The organism is Pelagovum pacificum (genome assembly GCF_016134045.1).
Lineage (GTDB): Bacteria > Pseudomonadota > Alphaproteobacteria > Rhodobacterales > Rhodobacteraceae > Oceanicola > Oceanicola pacificus_A.
Genome location: NZ_CP065915.1, coordinates 562,930 through 583,291, shown reverse-complemented (window position 1 = coordinate 583,291; position 20,362 = coordinate 562,930). Strand labels below are relative to the sequence as shown.

General features: G+C 65.5%; 17 protein-coding genes. 9 read left to right on the top strand and 8 right to left on the bottom strand.

Annotated elements, in window-relative coordinates; genetic code table 11:
• Nucleotides 1-92: 92 nt before the first annotated feature.
• Both I8N54_RS03055 and I8N54_RS03050 read right to left on the bottom strand, forming a co-directional pair.
• Nucleotides 93-1,025 (bottom strand): dihydrodipicolinate synthase family protein, encoded by a 933-nt coding sequence (locus I8N54_RS03055; RefSeq protein WP_140193979.1) that lies wholly within the window; start codon nt 1,023-1,025, stop codon nt 93-95.
• A 162-nt stretch (nt 1,026-1,187) separates the two neighbouring features.
• The gene (locus I8N54_RS03050; RefSeq protein ID WP_140193980.1) at nt 1,188-1,904 is read right to left on the bottom strand and encodes a GntR family transcriptional regulator; all 717 of its coding nucleotides are present in this window, start codon (nt 1,902-1,904) and stop codon (nt 1,188-1,190) included.
• A gap of 141 nt (nt 1,905-2,045) precedes the next feature.
• Here I8N54_RS03050 and I8N54_RS03045 point away from each other — a divergent pair, with 141 nt between their 5' ends.
• The 8 genes from I8N54_RS03045 to I8N54_RS03010 all read left to right on the top strand — a co-directional run bounded on the left by I8N54_RS03045 (nt 2,046) and on the right by I8N54_RS03010 (nt 12,354).
• Nucleotides 2,046-3,293 carry an NAD(P)/FAD-dependent oxidoreductase gene (locus tag I8N54_RS03045; RefSeq protein WP_140193981.1) on the top strand — a complete coding sequence of 416 codons (1,248 nt, stop codon included), beginning with the start codon at nt 2,046-2,048 and terminating at the stop codon, nt 3,291-3,293.
• Nucleotides 3,290-4,291 (top strand): 4-hydroxyproline epimerase, encoded by a 1,002-nt coding sequence (locus I8N54_RS03040; RefSeq protein WP_140193982.1) that lies wholly within the window; start codon nt 3,290-3,292, stop codon nt 4,289-4,291. Before I8N54_RS03045 ends, I8N54_RS03040 begins: the two co-directional genes overlap by 4 nt.
• Nucleotides 4,292-4,312: 21 nt before the next feature.
• Nucleotides 4,313-4,906, top strand: a complete 594-nt coding sequence (locus I8N54_RS03035) for a hypothetical protein (RefSeq protein WP_197097518.1) — start codon at nt 4,313-4,315, stop codon at nt 4,904-4,906.
• Nucleotides 4,907-4,939: 33 nt separating this feature from the next.
• Entirely contained in the window at nt 4,940-5,932 is a 993-nt protein-coding gene (locus tag I8N54_RS03030; protein ID WP_140193983.1) for a sugar ABC transporter substrate-binding protein, read from the top strand.
• A 73-nt stretch (nt 5,933-6,005) separates the two neighbouring features.
• A complete protein-coding gene (locus I8N54_RS03025; protein WP_140193984.1) occupies nt 6,006-7,541 on the top strand; it encodes a sugar ABC transporter ATP-binding protein in 1,536 nt (511 codons plus the stop codon).
• Nucleotides 7,538-8,515 (top strand): ABC transporter permease, encoded by a 978-nt coding sequence (locus I8N54_RS03020; RefSeq protein WP_140193985.1) that lies wholly within the window; start codon nt 7,538-7,540, stop codon nt 8,513-8,515. Before I8N54_RS03025 ends, I8N54_RS03020 begins: the two co-directional genes overlap by 4 nt.
• A gap of 102 nt (nt 8,516-8,617) precedes the next feature.
• A complete protein-coding gene (locus I8N54_RS03015) occupies nt 8,618-10,687 on the top strand; it encodes a hydantoinase/oxoprolinase family protein (RefSeq protein ID WP_140193986.1) in 2,070 nt (689 codons plus the stop codon).
• Nucleotides 10,688-10,692: 5 nt separating this feature from the next.
• Nucleotides 10,693-12,354 carry a hydantoinase B/oxoprolinase family protein gene (locus I8N54_RS03010; protein WP_140193987.1) on the top strand — a complete coding sequence of 554 codons (1,662 nt, stop codon included), beginning with the start codon at nt 10,693-10,695 and terminating at the stop codon, nt 12,352-12,354.
• 142 nt (nt 12,355-12,496) lie between these two features.
• Here I8N54_RS03010 and I8N54_RS03005 read toward each other — a convergent pair whose 3' ends face one another.
• The 6 genes from I8N54_RS03005 to I8N54_RS02980 all read right to left on the bottom strand — a co-directional run bounded on the left by I8N54_RS03005 (nt 12,497) and on the right by I8N54_RS02980 (nt 19,067).
• Nucleotides 12,497-13,222, bottom strand: a complete 726-nt coding sequence (locus I8N54_RS03005; RefSeq protein ID WP_140193988.1) for an SDR family oxidoreductase — start codon at nt 13,220-13,222, stop codon at nt 12,497-12,499.
• Nucleotides 13,223-13,305: 83 nt separating this feature from the next.
• Entirely contained in the window at nt 13,306-14,400 is a 1,095-nt protein-coding gene (locus tag I8N54_RS03000; RefSeq protein ID WP_140193989.1) for an ABC transporter ATP-binding protein, read from the bottom strand.
• Nucleotides 14,393-15,901: a sulfatase family protein gene (locus tag I8N54_RS02995; RefSeq protein ID WP_140193990.1), complete on the bottom strand. Its 1,509-nt coding sequence runs from the start codon at nt 15,899-15,901 to the stop codon at nt 14,393-14,395. The genes I8N54_RS03000 and I8N54_RS02995 overlap by 8 nt, the downstream gene beginning before the upstream one ends.
• A 62-nt stretch (nt 15,902-15,963) precedes the next feature.
• Nucleotides 15,964-17,250: an ABC transporter substrate-binding protein gene (locus I8N54_RS02990; protein WP_140193991.1), complete on the bottom strand. Its 1,287-nt coding sequence runs from the start codon at nt 17,248-17,250 to the stop codon at nt 15,964-15,966.
• 25 nt (nt 17,251-17,275) lie between these two features.
• Complete coding sequence (locus tag I8N54_RS02985) at nt 17,276-18,133, bottom strand: carbohydrate ABC transporter permease (RefSeq protein WP_140193992.1); 858 nt, start codon at nt 18,131-18,133, stop codon at nt 17,276-17,278.
• Nucleotides 18,134-18,137: 4 nt separating this feature from the next.
• Nucleotides 18,138-19,067: a carbohydrate ABC transporter permease gene (locus I8N54_RS02980; protein WP_140193993.1), complete on the bottom strand. Its 930-nt coding sequence runs from the start codon at nt 19,065-19,067 to the stop codon at nt 18,138-18,140.
• 297 nt (nt 19,068-19,364) lie between these two features.
• Here I8N54_RS02980 and I8N54_RS02975 point away from each other — a divergent pair, with 297 nt between their 5' ends.
• Nucleotides 19,365-20,351, top strand: coding sequence for a LacI family DNA-binding transcriptional regulator (locus tag I8N54_RS02975; RefSeq protein ID WP_140193994.1), 987 nt, complete (start codon nt 19,365-19,367; stop codon nt 20,349-20,351).
• The last annotated feature ends 11 nt before the right edge of the window (nt 20,352-20,362 follow it).

Here is a 20,362-nt window from a genome sequence, read left to right as displayed (position 1 = left end):
GCGGTGCCCCGGCACCCTCCCGGACGCAAAAAAATGCCCGGCCCCCGAGACGACAGGGAAACCGGGCAGTCAGGGAAGGTAACTTCGGTGGATCAGGCCGCCCAGGCGTCGTACCAGCTGCGGAACTGGGAATATTGCGCTTCGACGAAGTGCTGCTGCGACTCGGTGAGCGCGTCTGTCTCGTTGAAGTGGAGGCGGTATTCCTCGTCCCCGTTCAGGACCATCAGGTACTTGTAAAACAGCACGAGGTCGCCGCCCTCATCGAAGGTGGACAGCACCATCAGCGCCTCTTCCAGCTCCTTCGCCCTCGCGCGCGCCTCGAGGTCGCCGGTCGCGGCCTTGCGGGCGAGGCTCACGAGGTGGAGCACTTCCTTGGGCAGCGCGTTGCCGATGCCGGTGATCGCGCCCTCGGCGCCGCACTTTACGAAGCCGTGGAAGACTTGCGTGTCGACGCCGACCATCAGCGTCAGGTCGTCCCCGCGCGAGGTGATGTGCTCGGCGGCGTAGCTCATGTCCGAGGCTCCACCGAATTCCTTGAAGCCGATCAGGTTCGGATAAGTCGCGTGCAGGTCGAAGAACAGCTCGGCGCGGGTGGCGAAGCCGTAGTACGGGCTGTTGTAGATGACGGCCGGCAAGCCGTTCGCCGCCTCGAGGATAGCCGAGAAGTGCGCCTTCTGCGCCGCCGGGGAGCCACCGCGCGAGAGAACGCGCGGGATCACCATCAGGCCCTTCGCGCCGACTTCGGCGGCGTGGGCGGCATGGGCAACGGCGGAGCGCGTGTTCACCGCGCCGGTGCCGACGATCACGGGCACGCCAGCCTCGACGAGATGACGCACGCCTTCCATGCGCTGCTCATCGGTCAGGAGCGGCCAGTCCCCCATCGAACCACAATAGACGACCGCCGACATGCCGGCGTCGATCAGCTCCCGGCCCTTGCGGGCGAGCGCCTCGTAGTCGGGCGTGCGGTCGGCCTTGCAAGGCGTCATGAGCGCGGGAATGCATCCGCTGAAAATACTGTTCGTCATCTGTCGTCCTTCCTGAATTGGCGTCCGGCCCCGTGGTGGACAGGAGCTCACGCCTCGCATGCAGTCTGGATACGCAGTTGTCGAATGTTTGTCGACAAGAAAAATACAGGACGTGGAATTTGCGCGCGTGACCGCGTGTCAGGCGCGGTCCGGTCTGTCGCGCTAAAGCTGGACTGCGTGACTCTGACGGCGGTCGGCGGAGATGTAGGACTGGATCTGGCGCACGATCTGGTCCGCGTGGGCCGTGGCCAGCCTGTCGGCGCGCTCGACGTCACCGGACTCGATCGCCTCGATCATGTCCTCGTGCTCCGTCACGTACTGGCGCGGCAGCTCGTCGTTGAAGGAGGAGTAGTAGAGCCGCAGGATCCGCCGCCCCTCGTCGAGCAGGCGGGTGAAAAGCTCCACGTAGTAGCGATTGCCCCCGGCTTCGGCGATGGCGACGTGGAAGTCGCGGTTGGTGGCGATCATGTCGAGCGGGGCCTTGGCATCGACGCTCGCGGCGAAGGCGGACTGGATGTCGCGGATACGGGCGATGTCCTGCGGCCGACGGTTCATCGCCGCTTCGCGGGTCGTGATCCGGTACATCAGCGTGATGGCGTCGAAGAAGCTGGAAAGATTGAGGAAGTCGATCTGCGACACGATCGTCGCCCGGTTCGTCAGCGTGGTGATGAGGTTCTCGTGCGCAAGGCGGACCAAAGCCTCGCGGATCGGTGTCCGCGACAGGGCGAACCGCTCGGACAGCTGCGCCTCGTCGATGGGCGTGCCGGGCGGCATCGTGAGGTCGATGATCTCGCGCCGCAGCGTCTCATAGACCGTCGAGACCCCGGAGCCGCGTTTGCGGGTGGCATCGCCTTCGCCCTTGGGCGCTTGATTCTTCATGGGTTGCACCGATCCATCATCGAAAAAGACATAGATATTTATCGCTTGGCTCGTCGTCAGGTTCAAATCGTATTTTTTCTGTCGACAAAAGAAATGCAAGTTAGTATCCAAGCAGCGTTACGAGGATCGGGACAGTTGAATATGCGTATCGGGATCATCGGAGCAGGCGTGATCGGCGTGTCTGCTGCACATGCGTTGATGCGTGACGGGCATGAGGTGACGTTGCTCGATCCGGACGGCGTCGCGAATGGTGCGTCGCGCGGCGCAGCAGGCGCTTTCGCCTTCGCAGACATCATCCCGCTCGCCACGCCGGGCATCCTGCTGCAGGCACCGCGTTGGCTGTTCGACCCGCTCGGGCCGCTCACCGTGCGCCCCGGCTACGCCCTCCAGATCACGCCTTGGCTGCTGCGGTTCTTCCGTGCCTCCCTGCCCGACCGTTACGAGGCCGCCTGCAAGGCGCAGGCGCGGCTGATGTCGCACTCGAAGGCGGCGCTCGAACTGCTGATCAATGACGTGAAGGGTGAGCCGCTCATCCGTCGCGAGGGGCAGCTGCAGGTCTACGACACCAAGGCCGCCTTCGAGGCGAGCAAGAAGAGCTGGCAGCTGCGTGAAAAGGCAGGCATCGGCTACGAGGCCCTGACGTCCGCTGGTGAGATCGCCGACCTGCAGCCGGGCCTGTCGTCCCAGTTCACACACGCGATGTTCACGCCGGGCTGGATGAATACGACCGACCCGAAAGCCTGGACCGAGCATGTCGCCGAGAGCGCGAGCCGGAACGGCGTGACGATCCTGCACCGCAAGGCGACGCGCATCACGCACGCGGCGGATGGCGCGACGGTGGAGACGGCCGAAGGTGCGATGCACTTCGACCGGGTGGTGCTGGCGGCAGGAGCCCACTCGGGCGAGCTGCTGAAGCCGCTCGGCCTGTCCTTCCCGCTCGATACGGAGCGGGGCTACAACACCACCCTGCCGGCCGGTGCCTTCGACTTGCGCACGCATGTCACCTTCGCCTCCCACGGCTTCGTGGTGACGCGGAATTTCGACGGCATCCGCGTCGGTGGCGCGGTCGAACTCGGCGGCCTGAAGCTGCCCCCCAACATGAAGCGCGCGGACGTGCTCCTGGAGAAGGCGAAGCGTTTCATGCCGTCGCTCTCCATCACCGGCGGCAAGAGCTGGATGGGTTTCCGGCCCTCCATGCCGGACAGCCTTCCGGTGATCGGCACCGCGCCGAAGATGCCCAACATCGTGCTGGCGTTCGGGCACGGCCACCTCGGCCTGACCCAGTCCGCCGGCACCGCCGAACTCGTCGCCGACCTCGTTGCGGGGCGGCCTTCCAACATCGACAGGGCGGCCTACCGCCCGGAACGTTTCCTGGGGAAAGCGGCATGAGCAGCGCCACCTTCACTTGCATCGACGGCCACACCTGCGGCAACCCGGTTCGCCTCGTCACCGGCGGCGGGCCGACGCTCGACGGCGCGACGATGATCGAACGCCGCGCGCATTTCCTCGCGGAATACGACTGGATTCGTACCGGCCTGATGTACGAGCCGCGCGGCCACGACATGATGTCGGGCGCGATCCTCTACCCGCCGACGCGGCCAGACTGCGACGTGGCGATCCTGTTCATCGAGACTTCCGGCTGCCTGCCGATGTGCGGTCACGGCACGATCGGCACGGTGACCATGGCTCTCGAGAACGGGTTGGTGACGCCGCGCATTCCGGGGATGCTGCGGCTCGACACGCCTGCCGGGGTCGTCACGGTGACCTACCGGCAGGAGGGACGCTACATCGAGGAAGTCCGCCTGACCAATGTGCCGTCGTTCCTTCATTCCGAAGGTCTGACGGCGGAGGTCCCGGGCCTCGGCACGATCACCGTGGATGTCGCTTATGGCGGCAACTTCTACGCCATCGTCGATGCGCAGCCCGCCTTCGAGGACATGGATCGCTACACCGCCGGTGAATTGCTCGGCTTCAGCCCGAAGCTGCGCGCCGCGTTGAACGAGGCTTACGAGTTCATCCACCCGCTCCACCCCGAGATCCGGGGGCTGAGCCATATCCTCTGGACCGGTGCGCCGCGCCATCCGGAGGCGACCGCCCGCAATGCCGTGTTCTACGGCAGCAAGGCGATCGACCGCTCCCCCTGCGGGACGGGCACGTCCGCCCGGATGGCGCAGTGGGCCGCGAAGGGGCGGCTCGCGGTGGGCGAGGAGTTCATACACGAGAGCATCATCGGCAGCCTGTTCCGCGGAAGGGTCGAGGACGCCGTCCGCGTCGGCGGCCAGGACGCGATCATCCCCTCGATCGGCGGCTGGGCCCGCCAGACCGGCACCAACACGATCACGATCGACGAACGTGACCCCTATGCGCACGGCTTCGTGGTCGCCTGACAGGAACACCGAAACAGAGACATGACCCTGACCGCCCAAACTCCCTACGACATGGCCGAGGTGAACCGTATCCTTGGCGCCCCGCGCGCCGCCGCCAACCTGTTCGGCTACGTCCGCGACGGGTTGCTGCGCGATGCCGGCTGCGGGCTGATGACCGCCTCGCTCTACGACCTCGACGAGATGCGCAGCCGACGCGTCTACAGCGACGACCCGGAGAGCTATCCGGCGGGCAATTTCAAGCGGCTCGACCGGAACCGCTACTACGAGACTGTGATCGAAGGCGCGCAGCCGTTCTTCTCCACCAAGATCGAGGAGATCGCCGAGGTCTTCTTCGACTGGGAGAAGATCGAGAGCCTCGGTTTCGGCTCCAACCTGAACCTGCCGGCCGTCGCGGACGGACGCGTCGTCGGCACCATCAACCTTCTCGAGAAGACCGGACATTACACACCGGACCGGGTGGAGGCCGCGATGGCGTGGCAGCCGCTCGCGACCGTGTGCTTCCTTCTTTTGCACGCCGGTGACGTCGAGACGGACAGTTTCATCGACGGCCCGCCCTCCTCATCCGGGGCGACCGTCGTGGAAGGCGCAGAAGACCAAAAGGCACGCGCGACCTGACGATCAAAGTTCAATCCAGCAAGGAGAAGTCCATTGAAGACCATCATGAAGATTGCCGCGCTTTCGACCGCGCTCACGCCGGTCGCCGCGCTTGCCCAGGACGATGAGATCAACATCGCCTACCTCGCCTCCTCCAGCCAGAACGGCTTCAACCAGGCGATCTACGAAGGTATCCAGAAAGCTGCCGAAGCCTATGGCAACGTCTCGGTCGAGATCTTCGACGGCGAGTTCTCCGCCCCGACCCAGTTCACGCAGGTCGAGGACCTCGTTGCCGGTGGCCGCTTCGACGCGATGATCGTCACGCCCAACGACACGGTCGGCATCGCCACCGCGCTCGAGGATGCGACTGCGGCCGGCATGACCGTCGCCGCCACGCTGTTCCCGATCGGACCGGACCTTCAGGACATGGAGCCGCAGGTCGACGGCCTCGTCACCACCGTCGCCTCCGACCCGTCGATCGGCGCCGCCCGGCAAGCCGAGGAAGTCGTCGCGTTCTGCGAGGACAAGGACCCCTGCAAGGTCGTCGTGCTGATCGGCCAGCTGGTCTTCCCGTTCGACAACCTGCGCTACGAGACGTTCCAGTCCGTGCTCGGTGAGCACGACAACATCGAGATCGTGGCGACCGGCGAAGGCAACTACAGCCCCGAGACCTCGCTGACCGCGATGCAGGACATCCTGCAGGCCAACCCGGACGTCGATGCCGTCCTGTCGAACGCCGACCAGCACCTGATGGGCGCCGAGATCGCCATCGTCGATGCCGGCCTCGACCTCGAGTCGATCTACCTGATCGGCGGCGGCCTGAACCAGATCGCCGCGGACGCGATCCGGGCCGGTTCCTGGGACGCTTCGCTGGCACAGTTCCCGGTGTCGATGGGCAGCGCCGCGCTCGACGCCGTCGTCGACAGCCTGAACGGCGAGGAAGTCGAAACCTGGATCGACGAATCCAAGCTCGGCGACTCGCCGGCGGTCGTGACCAAGGAATGGCTGGACGAGAACCCGGACTTCGAAGCCGAGTGGCAGGGCTGATCCAGAGCCCCGCTCCTCTGGCCGGCGCCTCGCGGTGCCGGCCAAGCCTGCCCCTCCCACCGAAAGGACGGACATGACCGCTTCGGATATCGCGGTTCGGGTCCAGGGCGTCGCCAAGAGTTTCGGCAACACCCGAATCCTGAACGACATCACGATCGACTTTCTGCGCGGCTCGGTTCACGCGCTCGTCGGCGAGAACGGCGCAGGCAAATCCAGCGTCGGCAAGATCGTCGGCGGCTACTACAGCGCGGACGAGGGCCTCGTCGAAGTCGACGGCGACCGCGTCACCCGCTTCTCCCCCCGCGACGCGCTGAACCGCGGCATCGCGATGATTCACCAGGAACTGCAGCTCGTGCCCGAGCTGACGGTCCTGCAGAACGTATTCCTCGGGCAAGAAACGAACCGCGCCGGCATCCTTGCCCGTGGCGACCTCGCCCGGTTCCGCGAGCTCGAGAAGACCTGCGAGTTCGGCCTCAACCCCTCCGCTAAGGTCGCCACGCTGCGCATCGCCGAGCGCCAGAAGGTCGAGATCATGCGCGCCGTCGCCCGTGAGGCGAACGTCATCATCATGGACGAGCCGACCTCGTCGCTGACCGAGGACGAGGCGCAGCGCCTCCACATGCTGATTTCGCGCCTCAAGGCGCAGGGCAAGACGATCATCTACGTCAGCCACTTCCTCGACCACATCATCGCCAACTGCGACCGCGTCACCGTGATGCGGGACGGGCACGTGATCCGCACCGACCCGATCGCGGGCGAGACGAAGCAGTCGCTGGTCGACTCGATGCTCGGACAATCGTCCGAGATCCTGTGGCCCGAGCTTCCACCGGCCCCCGGACCCCAGGTCCCTGCCGTGGCCGAACTTTTGGACGTCACAACCGACACCGGGCTCGACGGAATATCGCTGAAGGTCCGTCCGGGCGAGATCGTTGGCCTGATCGGCCTCGTCGGCGCCGGCCGCACCGAGGTCGGGCGCGCCATGTTCGGCGCCGACCGTATGACCGGCGGCACCTACTCGATCGACGGCGTGGTGCAGCAGAAGCTCTCCACCCACCGTGCTGTCCGGCTGGGCGTCGCCTTCGTTCCTGAGGACCGTCGCAAGGAGGGGCTCGTCCTCACCCAGACGACACGTCCGAATGTCAGCCTATCGAGGCTCGACAAGATCAGTTCGTGGGGCATCCTCAAGCCGCGCAGCGAGCGGCGCCGCGTCCAGGACATGATCGACCATTTCGGAATCGTGCCCGGCAAGGTCGACGGCGACGTCGCCTTCTACTCCGGCGGCAACCAGCAGAAGGTCCTGCTGTCCAAGTGGGCGGTCGAGCGGCCGAAGCTTCTCATCCTCGACGAGCCGAGCCGCGGCGTCGACATTGGCGCGCGCCAGCGCATCCACGAGTTCATCGTCGAGATGGCCGCAAGCGGCGTCGGCGTGCTGCTGATCTCCTCCGAGCTCGAAGAGGTCATCAACCTTTCGCACCGGGGCTACCTGATGAGCGAAGGTCGCATCTTCGCCGAAACCGACAGTCGGACCCTCTCCGTCGAGGACGCCCTGAACCGCATCTTCCAAGCGCAGAGCGCGCGCCAGCCGCAAGAAACGGAGGTCTCCGCATGACCGACAATACCACGACCACGTCCCGTGCCCGGCCGCGTATCAACGGAGCCGCCATCGGATACTTCGCGCAGCAGTACGGCGTTCTCATCATCATCGTCGCCCTGCTGATCGGGCTGAGCTTCGCCTCCGACAGCTTCTTCACGGCGCGCAACCTGCTGAACATTCTCAACCAGTCCGCCCCGCTCGCCATCATCGCCTGCGCGCTGACGCTGGTCATCATCGGCGGCGGGTTCGACCTGTCGACCGGCGCGATCTTCGGCGTCGCCTCCGTCTCGGCGGGCTGGCTCGCGGTGAACGTCGATCCCTATATCGGCATCATCGCCGGGCCGCTCATCGGGCTGATGCTCGGCGCGATCAACGGCATCATCATCACCGGCTTCGGCGTCCACTCGTTCCTCGTGACGCTGGCCACCAGCCTCGTCTACCGGGGCGTCGCGATCCTCATCACCGGCGGCGCTCTGATCCCGGTGCGCATCCCCGAGTTCTCGTGGCTCGGCCGGGAGCGGATTGGGATGGTGAACGTCGCGGTGATCGTGTTGGCGATCTTCATGATCGCGATGATGTTCCTGCTCAACCGCACCACCTTCGGCCGGAAGGTCTTCGCCGTCGGCGGCAACGAGGAAGCGGCGATCCTGTCGGGTATCCGCACCAACCTCGTGAAGATCATGACCTTCTGTCTGACGGGCGGAGCCGCCGGCCTTGCCGGGGTCATCAGCGTCTCGCGGATTTCGATGGCCGAACCGCAGGCCGGTGTCGGCATGGAGCTCGAGGCGATCGCCGCGGTGATCCTCGGCGGGACCTCGATCATGGGCGGGTCCGGCGCGGTCTGGCGCTCCGTCTCGGGGGTCCTGCTGATCGCGCTGATCGGCAACGGCTTCAACATCCTGAACGTGAACCCGTTCTTCAAGGACCTCACCACCGGCGTGATCATCGTGATCGCCGTGGCGCTCGCCGCCTCCGCGTCCCGACGCTGACCCTGTAACTCGCGCGGCGCTGGCCGCGTCCCTTCAATACGGAAGCACCGGAGGCGGCGACGCCGCCGCCCGGGCTCCCTGCATCCCGAGAAGAGGCCCAACATGGCTGATACGATCACCCGGGTGTCGACCGATGTCGGCGGCACGTTCACCGATCTCGTCTACTTCGAGACCGACCGGGCCACCGGCAAACAGACGGTCCGTACCGCGAAGTCCGACACCACGCCTCCGAACTTCGAACAGGGCGTGCTCGACGTGCTGGTCAAGGGCGGGGTCGATGTCGACGCCATCGACATGTTCGCCCACGGTACCACGGTCGTCATCAACGCCCTGACCGAACGCAAGGGTGCGAAGGTCGGCCTCATCACCACCAAGGGCTTTCGCGACAGCATCGAGATCGGTCGGGGCAACCGGCCCGACTTCTTCAACCTGATGTACGAGAAGCCCAAGCCCTTCGTGGAACGCTACCTGCGGCACGAGGTCGAGGGCCGGATGGACTACCACGGCACCGAGATCACGCCGCTGTCCTTCGACACGCTTGATGCGACCATCGCCGAGTTCAAGGCCGCCGGGGTCGAGGCCGTCGCGATCTGTCTGCTTCATGCTTACGCCAACCCCGCGCACGAAGAGGCACTGGCGAAGGAAGTTCGCACCCGCTGGCCCGACGTCACGGTCGTCGCCTCGCACCAGATCACCCGCGAGTGGCGCGAATACGAGCGGACCACGACGACGATCCTGTCGGCCTACGTCCAGCCCAAGGCACAGCGTTACCTCGAGAAGCTCGAGGGCGGGCTGAAAGACCAGGGCTACAAGGGGCAGCTCTTCATCATGCAATCGAACTGCGGCGTCGACAGCGTCGAGGCGACGAAGGCCGTGCCGATCACCATGGTCGAGAGCGGCCCGGCCTCGGGCTTCTGGGGCGCGGCGGAGCTGGGCCGCAGCATCGGCGAGCCGAACATCCTCGCGCTCGACATCGGGGGCACGACGGCCAAGTGCTCGCTGATCGAGAACGGACAGGCGACCATCAAGACCGACTACTGGATCGAGCGGAACCGCAAGTCCGCCGGATATCCGATCATGGTGCCGGTCGTCGACCTCGTCGAGATCGGCAACGGGGGCGGGTCCATTGCCTGGGTCGACGACTTCGGCAAGCTGCATGTCGGGCCGCAATCCGCCGGTGCCTCTCCGGGTCCGGCGGCCTACGGGCGGGGCGGCACCAACGCCACGACGACGGACGCCAACCTCGCGCTCGGCCGGATCAACCGCGACTATTTCTGCGGTGGCACGGTCGAGGCGGACATGTCCGCGCTCGACTCCGCGCTCGGTGAATTGGCGGACAAGCTCGATCTCTCCCCCGCCGAGGCGGCGAGCGCCATCGTTCGGATCGCCAACTCCAACATGGTCAACGCGCTCAAGCTCGTCTCGGTGAACCGGGGCTACGATCCGCGCGACTTCACCCTCGTCGTCTTCGGCGGCGGCGGCCCGATGCACGGTGTCGCGCTCGGTCAGGAGCTCGGCGTCAAGAAGGTCGTCGTGCCGCGCGGCGCGCCGGTCTTCTCGGCCTGGGGCATGATGATGTCCGATCTGCGCCGCGACTACTTCGTCACGAGCCTCCATGACGCCGACGACGCGGAGGGGCTGAACGAATTGCTGCATCACACGATGGAGCAGGCCCGCGACGAATTCTCGGGTGAGGGGATCGCCCGTGACGCCGTCATCCTCGCGCCGCAGATTCGCTGCCGCTACCAGAACCAGGAGTTCGGCGTCGAAGTGCCGGTCCCCGCGGGCCCGGTCGACGCGGAGACGGTCAAACAGATGATCGCCGACTTCCACGTCGCCTACGAGCGGGAGTACACCTACACGCTGGATGCCGCGGTCGAGGTCACCGGCATCCACCTGATCGCGTCGAGCGAGGTCGGCAAGCTCGAGATCGTGCCGCTCCCCACCACGGGTGCGACGGTCGAGGACGCCGTGAAGGGCCGCCGCGAGGTCGACTACGCGACCGAGGGCCGTCACGAGGCGACGATCTACGACGGCGAGAAGCTTGAGCCGGGCATGACCTTAACCGGGCCGGCCATCGTCGAGGACCCCGGCACGACTGTCGTCATCCACCCTGGCAACCGGGTCTCGATCGACGACTTCGGCAACATCCACATCGAAACGCGGGACTGAGAGACATGACCACGGACAAGACATACGATCCCGTGACCTTCGACATCATCCAGAACGCGCTGGAGGCCGTCGCCGACGAGATGTTCGTCGCGCAACGCAAGACCTCGATGAGCGCGATCATCTATGAGGTGCTCGACCTGTCGACGTCGATCCTCGACGCCAAGGGCGAGATCGCGGCATCGGGAGCCGGCATCCCGGCCTTCATCGGCGTGCTGGACAAGGCGATCCACGGCATCCTGAAGAAGTTTCCGCTGGACGAGATCCGGCCCGGTGACGTCTTCGCCTCGAACGATCCCTACTACGGCGGCGTCACGCACCTGAACGACATGGTGCTCGCCGCGCCGGTATTCGCCGAGGATCGCCTCGTCGCGTGGGTCGCCAACATCGCCCACTGGAACGACGTGGGCGGCATGGTGCCCGGCTCCATGTCCTCGGACGCGACCGAGATCTTCCAGGAAGGCGTCCGTATCCCGGCCGTGAAGCTGTTCGACCAGGGCGTCGAGAACAGCGCGATCTTCGACATCCTCTACGTCAACACTCGCCTTCCCGACTACCTGCGCGGCGACCTCTGGGCGGGGATCGCCGGCCTGCGGATCGGCGACCGGCGCGTTCACGAGCTGATCGACAAGTACGGCGCCGACACGTTCGAAGCTGCCGTCGCCGACTTCATGGAGCTCGGCGAAACGCGCGCCCGCGCGGCGCTCGGCAAGATCAGGACCGGCACCTACAGCTTCGAGGAAGAGCAGGACACCGGGCAGATCCACAAGGTGGAGCTGACGATCACCGATGACGAGTTCATCGTCGATCTCCGCGACAACCCCGCCCAGGCCGGGTCGTCCAACTCCTCCCGCGAGGGGACGGAGATCGCGGTGCAGCTCGCCTTCAAGTCCTTCGCCGACCCGGACGCGCCGGGCAACGGCGGGTTCTTCCGGCCGCTCAACATCAAGACGACGCCCGGCACCATCTTCCACGTGAAGGAGCCGGGTGCGCTCGGCTACTACTCGGAAGTCGAGATCCGGCTGTTCGACATGCTGCTGCGGGCGCTTGCCCACCACTTCCCCGGCGTCGTGCCGGCGGGCAACTTCGCCTCGATCTGCGGCACTGTCGTCGGCGGCCCGCACCCGGAAACCGGGCGGCATTACACCATCGTCGAACCGCAGGTCGGCGGCTGGGGCGCGTGGCAGGGCCATGACGGGCCGTCGGGACAGTTCTCCGGCTTCCACGGCGAGACCTTCAACTGCCCGGCCGAAGTGGCCGAAGCACGCTACGGCCTCGCCGTCGACCAGCTTGCGTTGAACGCAGGCCCCGGCGGTGAGGGCCAATGGCGGGGTGGCAAGGGGATCGACGTCCACTACCGCGTGCGCGCCGACCACAATTTCCTGTCGCTCGGCTATACCCGTTCTCGTATCCCGCCGTGGGGTGTCGATGGCGGGCTCGACGGCTCGACCAACTTCGTCGAGGTGATCCGCACCGACGGCACCTCGGAGAAATTCTCCTTCGCCACCAACGTCGAGGTGAATACCGGCGACGTGATCCGCGTGGTGACCGCGAACGGCGGCGGCTACGGCGATCCGAAGAACCGCAGCGAAGAGGATATCGCCCGCGACCTGAGGAACGGCTACATCACGCCGGAGCGGGCGCGCGAAATCTACGGCTACGAGGGCTGAGATGATCGCGCCCGCCCCGTTCGATCCGTAGGTGCGGACGGCCGGCTGTTCGGGCGCGGTTACCCCGCCTCAAGGCAGGAGACGAGTTAGACCGTCGCGCTATTGCGGAGCGGTGCGGCTCTCGCCCGATCGGCTGATCCGATCAGACGGCCAGGAACCCACCATCGACCGGCAACACCGCGCCGGTCGTCATCGCCATGTCGTCCGACAGCATCGCGAGAATGCTGCGGGCGACATCCTCCACGTCGGCGAATCGGGCGACCGGGTGGCGCACCATCATCGGCTCGCTCTTGGCGGGATCGCTCCACGCGACGGCGGCGAGTTCGGTCATCGTGATCGTGGGGGCGAGCGCGTTGACGCGGATGCCGTGGGGGCCGAGTTCCTTCGCCATGACCCGCGTCGCACCTTCGAGCCCCGCCTTCGAAGCGGCATAGCACATATGTTCGACGAAGCCGCGATGCCCGGCGATGGAGGTGACGTTCAGGATCGCACCACCGCCGCCGGCTGCCACGCGCGCGCGGGCGAAATCGCGCGACATGAAGAGCGCCGACTTCAGGTTGATCCCGAGCACGGTGTCATAGCCCTCTTCCGTGATGTCGAGCACCGGCTCCAGCACGTTGGTCCCCGCGCAATTGACGAGGTAGTCGCATGTCCCCGCTTCCTCGACGGTGCGGGCGATTTCGGCCATGTCGGTAAGGTCGGCGGCGATCACGTCGCAGCCCGTTTCGGCCTTCAGGCTGTCGAGGTCGGACTGCGTCCGGGCGATCGCCACGACACGGGCGCCCCGCTCGGACAGCAGCTGCACGGTGGCGCGGCCGATCCCCTTGCCGGCCCCGGTCACGATCGCCGATTTTCCCTCGAATGACATGCTGCGTCCCTTCCCTGTCCTTGCCGCGGTGGTGCCGTCCCAAAGAGGCCGACACGGGCGGTAATGTCGAGGGGGCTTCGACCTCAGCGCTCGCGCCGGGTGTGGGCGAGGCCGTCCGCGTCGAACAGGTGCAGTTCCGACCGGTCGGGGCGGAGGTGAAGAACCTCGCCCTTGGCGAAGGACCGCGTCCCGTCGAACTTGGCGAGGAACTGCGAACCGTCCGCGAGGCCGAGGTAGGCGATCGTCACCTCGCCGAGGTGCTCGATCAGTTCGACCTTGCCGCTGACGAGTGCCTCGTCCTCCGGCGCGGGCACGACGTGTTCCGGCCGCCAGCCGAGCGTCCCGGTCGCGGTGCCGGCCCGATCGCCGGAGAGGAAGGTGCCCTCGTCCATCACCTTGCCGCCAACCGTGACTTTGGCGCCGTCTCCGCCATAGGCGATATCGCAGGGAATCATGTTCATGGCCGGTGACCCGATGAAGCCTGCGACGAAGCGGTTGTTCGGACGGTGGTAGAGGTCCGTCGGCGGGCCGACCTGCTCGATCGTGCCGCCGTTCAGCACCACGATCCGGTCGGCCAGAGTCATCGCCTCCACCTGGTCGTGGGTGACGTAGATCATCGTCGTATCCGGCAGCCGTTCCTTCAGCTCCGCAATCTCGACCCGTGTCGCGACCCGCAACGCCGCGTCGAGGTTCGACAGCGGTTCGTCGAAGAGGAAGACGCCGGACTCCCGGACGATGGCGCGGCCGATGGCGACGCGCTGGCGCTGTCCGCCCGACAGTTCGCGCGGGTAGCGTTGCAGCAGCGGCGTCAGCTGGAGCATCTCCGCCGCCCTCGCGACGCGTTCGTTGATGCGCTCCTTCGACTCGCCCGCGATGCGCAGGCTGAAGCCCATGTTCTTCGCGACCGTCATGTGCGGGTAGAGCGCGTAGGACTGGAACACCATCGCGATGCCGCGCTGCGCTGGCGGCGTGTCGTTGGAGCGCACGCCGTCGATCAGCAGGTCGCCGTCGTTGATGTCCTCGAGGCCCGCGATCATCTTCAGCAAGGTCGACTTGCCGCAACCCGACGGTCCGACGAAGACCACGAATTCCCCCGTCTTGATGTCGAGGTCGATGTCGCGGAGGACTTCCACCTGTCCGTAGGACTTCGACACTTTGGCCAGCTTGATCTCAGTCATGGGGCAGGTCCTGTGACGCGGGGGACGAGGTCCATTGCCACCCCTTCTCCACGGTTTTCGGCACGTACTTGATGCGGGGAAGCGGATCCTCGGTGCGGATGGTCCAGCGAAGCAGCACTTCAAGCATCTCGGCCTTCGGAGCGGCATGTGCGGGGTCGTCGAAGAGGTTCCTCAGCTCGCCCGGGTCGGTGTCGAGATCATAAAGCTCGCCTCCCCCCGGTGCGCCGTAGACGGCCTTCCAGCGGCCCTTGCGCACCATCTTGGTGTTGCCGCTCTGGGTGACCGCGTTCAGCTCGTCGATGACGGGCGTGTCGTAATCGAAGTGAAGCGGCGGGCGTTCTTCCGCGCCCCAAGGCGGGCCGCCGATGCCGAGCTCGGCATAGATGCTGTCGAACTCAGCCTTCGGGTAGGACTGCCCGCAGAGCATCGGCCAGAGGCTCCGCCCCTGCACGCCGAACGGGATCGGCGCGTCGATCGCGTCGCAAAGGGTCGGCATCAGATCGACGAGAGACACGAAATCTTCGGCGTTTCGCGACGCCTCGATCCCGGGGCCGCGCAGGATCATCGGCACGCGGGTCAGGCACTCAGGCAGGCCGACGCCTTTGCGCTGCAGGCCGTGGTCGCCGACGTAATCTCCGTGGTCGGAGACGAAGATTAGGATGGTGTCGTCGTAGAGTCCGTTTTCCTTCAGGTGTCCGACGAACCGCGCGATCTGGTCATCCAGCATCCGCAGCATGCCTGCGTAGACCGCTCGATACCGGCGCCATTCGCCGTCGTATTGCGGACGCTTGTCCTGAAAGAGATCGCGCAGCCATTTCCAGTGCCCGCCGCGTGCCTCCGCCTCGGCCGGATCGCCGCTCCGCTCCGGCATCTGGTCCGGGTCGAACATCGAATAGTAGGGATCAGGCACCTGGTAGGGATTGTGGGGCTCCGGCAGGCTGAGCCACAGGAAGAAGGGCTTCTCGCCGCGCCCGTCCACGCACTCGATCGCGTCGTCGACGATCCGGTGGCAGAGCTGGGTTTCCAGTGGAAAGGGCGACGGCTGATCGCTGACCCGGTGGTCGAGCTTGAAGAGCCACTCGTCGAACGCTTCCTGCTCGGCCGTGCGCCCCTGCTCGGGACCGTTGGTGTGGCTGTAGCCACCGGCGTGGAAGTCGAAATCGGCGGCGGTCAGGTAGGAATGGTTCTTTCCGGCGATATTCACGCTGTAACCGGACTCGCGCAGAACCTGCGGCAGGTCCTTCTCGAAGACGACGTGCTCCGCCGGGGCCCAGTTCTGCTTGACCCGCGTGGCCTTCGGGAAACGGCCGGTCATCAGGCTGGTGCGCGCGGGCGTGCAGGTCGGCATCGGGGTGTAGGCCCGGTCGAACCGGGTGCCTTCGCGCCCGAGGCCGTCGACGAAGGGCATCGTGTCGAACGGAAACCCGGCGTCGGCGGTGAAGTCTGCGCGCTGCTGGTCCGTCATGATGAGGACGATGTTCGGGCGGCGGCGGTCGGGCATTGGGATGTACTTTCGTGAACGAGGGTCGGACGGCCCCGGTCGGGGGCCGTCCGCTTTCAGTCTCAGTCGATGATCCGCTGGCCTTCGGAGGCGAGCTGTTCGCCGGCCTCCTCGGCCGTGATCTGACCGAAGCCGACGGACTGGTTCAGGCGGTCGAGCACGGATTCCAGCTCGCCCTGCCCGCCCTTCCAGATCGGCGTGTCCGGATCGGCGTTCTCACGCAGGCCTTCGAGGTAGGTCAGCACCTTGGCGCTGGCGCCTTCGGCGGTGTCCTGAAGGATCGCGCTCGCCTTTTCGGAGGCCGGGCCGCCGAGGGTCAGACCAAGGATCGCGATCGCTTCCTCGTCGTTCAGCAGGAAGTTGATGAGCTTCGCCGCTTCCTCCGGATTGTCGGACTGTGCGGGCACGACCCAGAAGTCCAGCGCACGGATGTAGTGGCCGTTGTTGTCGAGACCTTCGGCGATCGGGCCGGTGGTGATGCCGAGTTCCGGCTCCATCAGCGCCTGATAGAAGACCAGCTGCTGGCACCAGCCGATCTGCATCCCCGCGATGTCGCGCACGAAGGGAGCGTTCTGGAAGCCCCCGCTCTCAGCGGTGATCGCCGGCGGCGGGGCCCCGCCCTCCGAACGCATCCGCTCCCAGTAGGCGAACCATTCGGCGGCCTCTTCGCCGGAGAAGCCGACGCCGCCGGCCTCGGGGTAGAGCTCGGTGCCGCGCTGCTTGAGCCACATCTCGAAGAAGCCGAGGAAGTCGCCGGCGTCGTTGGTGCCGTACTTGCCTTCGCCGCCCGCGTCGCCAAGCGCGACGGCGATTTCGAGGTAATCGTCCCACGTCATGCCATCGAGCCGGTCGGTCATGCCGACTTCCTCGAGCTTGGCCATGTCGTAGAATGTCGCGATGGCGATCTGGTTGTTGCCGATCGCGTTGGTCACACCGTTGCGCGTGCCGATCTCGACGACCCCGGGATAGAGATCATCGGTGTTGATCGTGTCACCGACGTAAGGCCCGAGGTCGGCCAGCAGCCCGCGGTTGGTGTATTCGTAGAGGAACGTCATCGAATGGCGATGCACGTCCGCCGCCCCACCCCCGGCATATTGCACCGGCAGACGGTCGTAGAAATCACCGAACGGCGCAAACTCGACCTCGATGTTGGTGCCGGTCCGCTCGGAATAGAGCGCGAGGGCCTCCTGCATCCGGTCGTGGGTGTCCTGCCCGCCGTACCACGACGCCTTGATCGACGCACCTTGAGCGAAGGCGCCCTTCGGCGCGATCATCAGTGCCGCGGTTCCGCCGACGCTGATCTTGAGCATCGACCGACGGTCGAGGGGTCTTGCTGGTAGTCGTTTCATTTGGTTCCTCCCTTTGGTGTTCGTCTCAGCCCTTCATCCCGGTCGTCGCGACGCCTTCGGCGATCTGCTTCTGGAACAGGACGAACAGGATGAAGAGCGGCAGCAGCGTCACGACAGACATGGCGAACAACATGCCCCACGCGGATTCGCCGCTTGTCGCGTCGATGAAGAGATTGAGCGCCAGCGGAGCCGTGTATTTGCTGGCGTCACTGAGGTAGATGAGCTGGCTGAAGAAGTCGTTCCACGTCCAGAGGAACGTGAAGATCGCGACCAGCACGAGCGCGGGCCGGCACAGCGGAAAGACGATGAACCAGAAGATCTGGTACTTGTTGCAGCCGTCCATCTCCGCCGCCTGGTCGAGGTCGCGCGGAATACCGCGGATGAACTGAACCATCAGGAAGATGAAGAAGGCGTCGACCGCGAAGAACTTCGGCAGGACGAGCGGCAGGATGGTGTTCACCGCGCCGAGCTTCTGGAAGACGATGTATTGCGGCAGGATCGTCACGTGGACGGGCAACATCAGCGTCGCAAGCATCAGCCCGAAAGCGAGCCTCGAGAACGGAAACCTCAGCCGGGCAAAGGCATAGGCCGCCAGCGAGCAGGAGAACAGGTTGCCGAGGATCGCGAGCATGCAGATCACGACCGAGTTCACCATGAAAAGCCCGAAGGAGAAGTTCAGGCGGGTCCAGCCCTCGGTGTAGTTCGAGAAGGTGATCCGCTCCGGGATGAGTCCAGGCTGCGTGAAGATCGCGCTCTCGGGTTTCAGCGAGCTCGAGATCATCCAGAGCAGCGGGTAGCTCATCAGGAAGACGAGTCCCCAGAGCACCACCTGCCGGACAAGGCGGCGGGCGGGATTGCGGTTGGCTGCGATCACGTCGGTCATGTCATCAGCTTTCGTAGTGAACCCAGCGCCGCGAGGTCGCGAAGGCGAGCGCCGTGAAGACAGCGATGATGACCAGCAGGATCCAGGCCATCGACATGGCGTAGCCCATGCGGAAATTCCGGAAGCCCTCGAGGTAAAGGTAGAGGGTGTAGAACAGCGTGGAATCGACCGGCCCGCCGCTGCCGTCGCTGACCACATAGGCCGGCACGAACGCCTGGAAGGCGACGATCATCTGCATCACGAGATTGAACAGGATCAGCGGGCTCAGCAGCGGCAGCGTGATGAGGAAGAACCGCTGCACGGGCGAAGCCCCGTCCATGATCGCGGCCTGCGTCAGATCCTTCGGGATCTGGCGAACCCCGGCGAGGAAGATCACCATCGGCGCCCCGAACTGCCAGACGTTCAGCAGGATCAGCGACCAGATCGCGTAGTCGGGGTTCCCGACCCAGCTTGTCGAGGGCAGCCCGATGAAGCCCATCGCTTCCGGCACGATGCCGTTCGAGCCGAAGATCTGCCGCCACAGAACCCCGATCGCCACGCTCCCGCCCAGGAGGGACGGCAGGTAGAAGACGCCCCTGAAGAAGTTCGCCGACCGGTTGGCGCCCGACAGCGTCACCGCGATGACCAGCGCCACCGCCACGTCGAGCGGGACGGAGATCAGCACGTACATCGTCGTGACTTCCAAGGACTTCAGGAACCTCGGGTCCGACGTGAAGAGCCTCTGGTAGTTTTCTGCGCCGACCCATTCGGGAGAGGACAGAAGGTCGTAGTCGGTGAAGGACAGGACGAGCGACGCCAGCATTGGCATGGCCGTGAGGAACAGCAGGCCAAGCAGCCAGGGCGACAGGAACACCAACGCCGCACGGGTGTCGTCGCGCTTGCGCGGGCTGGCCTTGCGGGGCGGCCGGGCAGCCTGGGTCAGGGCCTCACTCACGATGTGCGAACCGCGTTTAGCAGGATCGGACGGCTTGGAGCGCAGACCGACACGGCTCCACCGGCGAGCCACCGGCCCGACCGGTCAAACGCAGCAAACAAAGGTCCATCAGCCATGATCGCAAGGCGTTCTTGCATGTCGCACGTTCCCCTCCCAAGGACGTTTTCTTGCCGGTCTTCGGTGTCAGGTCTCTCCTCCCCTCACCGTCCGGCAAACGAGCTTGCTAAACTTGTTTATCGGAACTTGCTTCCACGGCCGTAATCTTGTCAAGTCGTGTGCGCCGAAGACGAGGGACAGATGGCCAAGCGCGTTTTGATGAGCGATGTCGCAAAGGCCGCAAAGGTCTCTAAAACAACGGTTTCTCTCGTGTTGAACGAGATACCCGGCACGAGGATTCCTGATGCGACCCGGGCGAGGGTCCGCCGGGCCGCGGAGAAGCTCGAGTATCGGCACCCCTCGCTGTCACGCCGCCCGGACCGCTCCGGCACTCGAATCATCGGAGTTCTGATAAACGAGTTATCAAACCGGAACGCGTCCAACCTGATGGAAGGCGTCATGGCCACGGCAGCTGACCTCGACTACCAGGTCGTCGTTCAGATGACGGATGGCCGGGCCGACCGCGAGAAGGCCGCGCTGGAAAATCTGCGTGATCTCGGGATCACCGAAGTCGTCTACGCCCTGACCTACAACGTCGGCCCGGAGCCGACGGAAGATTTGCGCAATTTCCGGCACGTCTTCCTCAATTGCCAGCGTGAGGACGGGATCGGCACCAGCGTCATGCCCGATCACTACGACATCGGCTATCAGGCCGCGCGGCACCTCGTGTCCCTGAACCGCGAGCGGATCTCGACGCTGACCGGCGACCCTTGGCAGATCGGTACGCGGCTCAGGCTCAGCGGGTTTCTCAACGGGCTGGCGGAGTCCGGCCTGACGCCGTTCCACGTGGAGGTCGGCCGCTCGATCGACGAGGCCGCGAAGAAGATCGTCCTGCGGCTGATGAAGGAGCAGGTCACCACCGACGCGATCTATTGCCAGAATGACATGATGGCGCTTGGCGCGCTCGAAGGTCTGGAAGACGTCGGCTGCCGGGTTCCCGACGACGTCGCCGTCATCGGGTGCGAGGATCGGGACTTCGCGCGCCTGCTGCGCCCGCCGCTGACGACCTTCATGGTCCCGGAAGTCGACATGGGACGAACGGCGGTCGAGTTGCTGATCTCCGGCGATCCGCTGCCGGACGAACCGGTTATTCTGCCGGTCGAACTGTTGGCGAGAGGGACGGCCTGACCTGTAGGTCG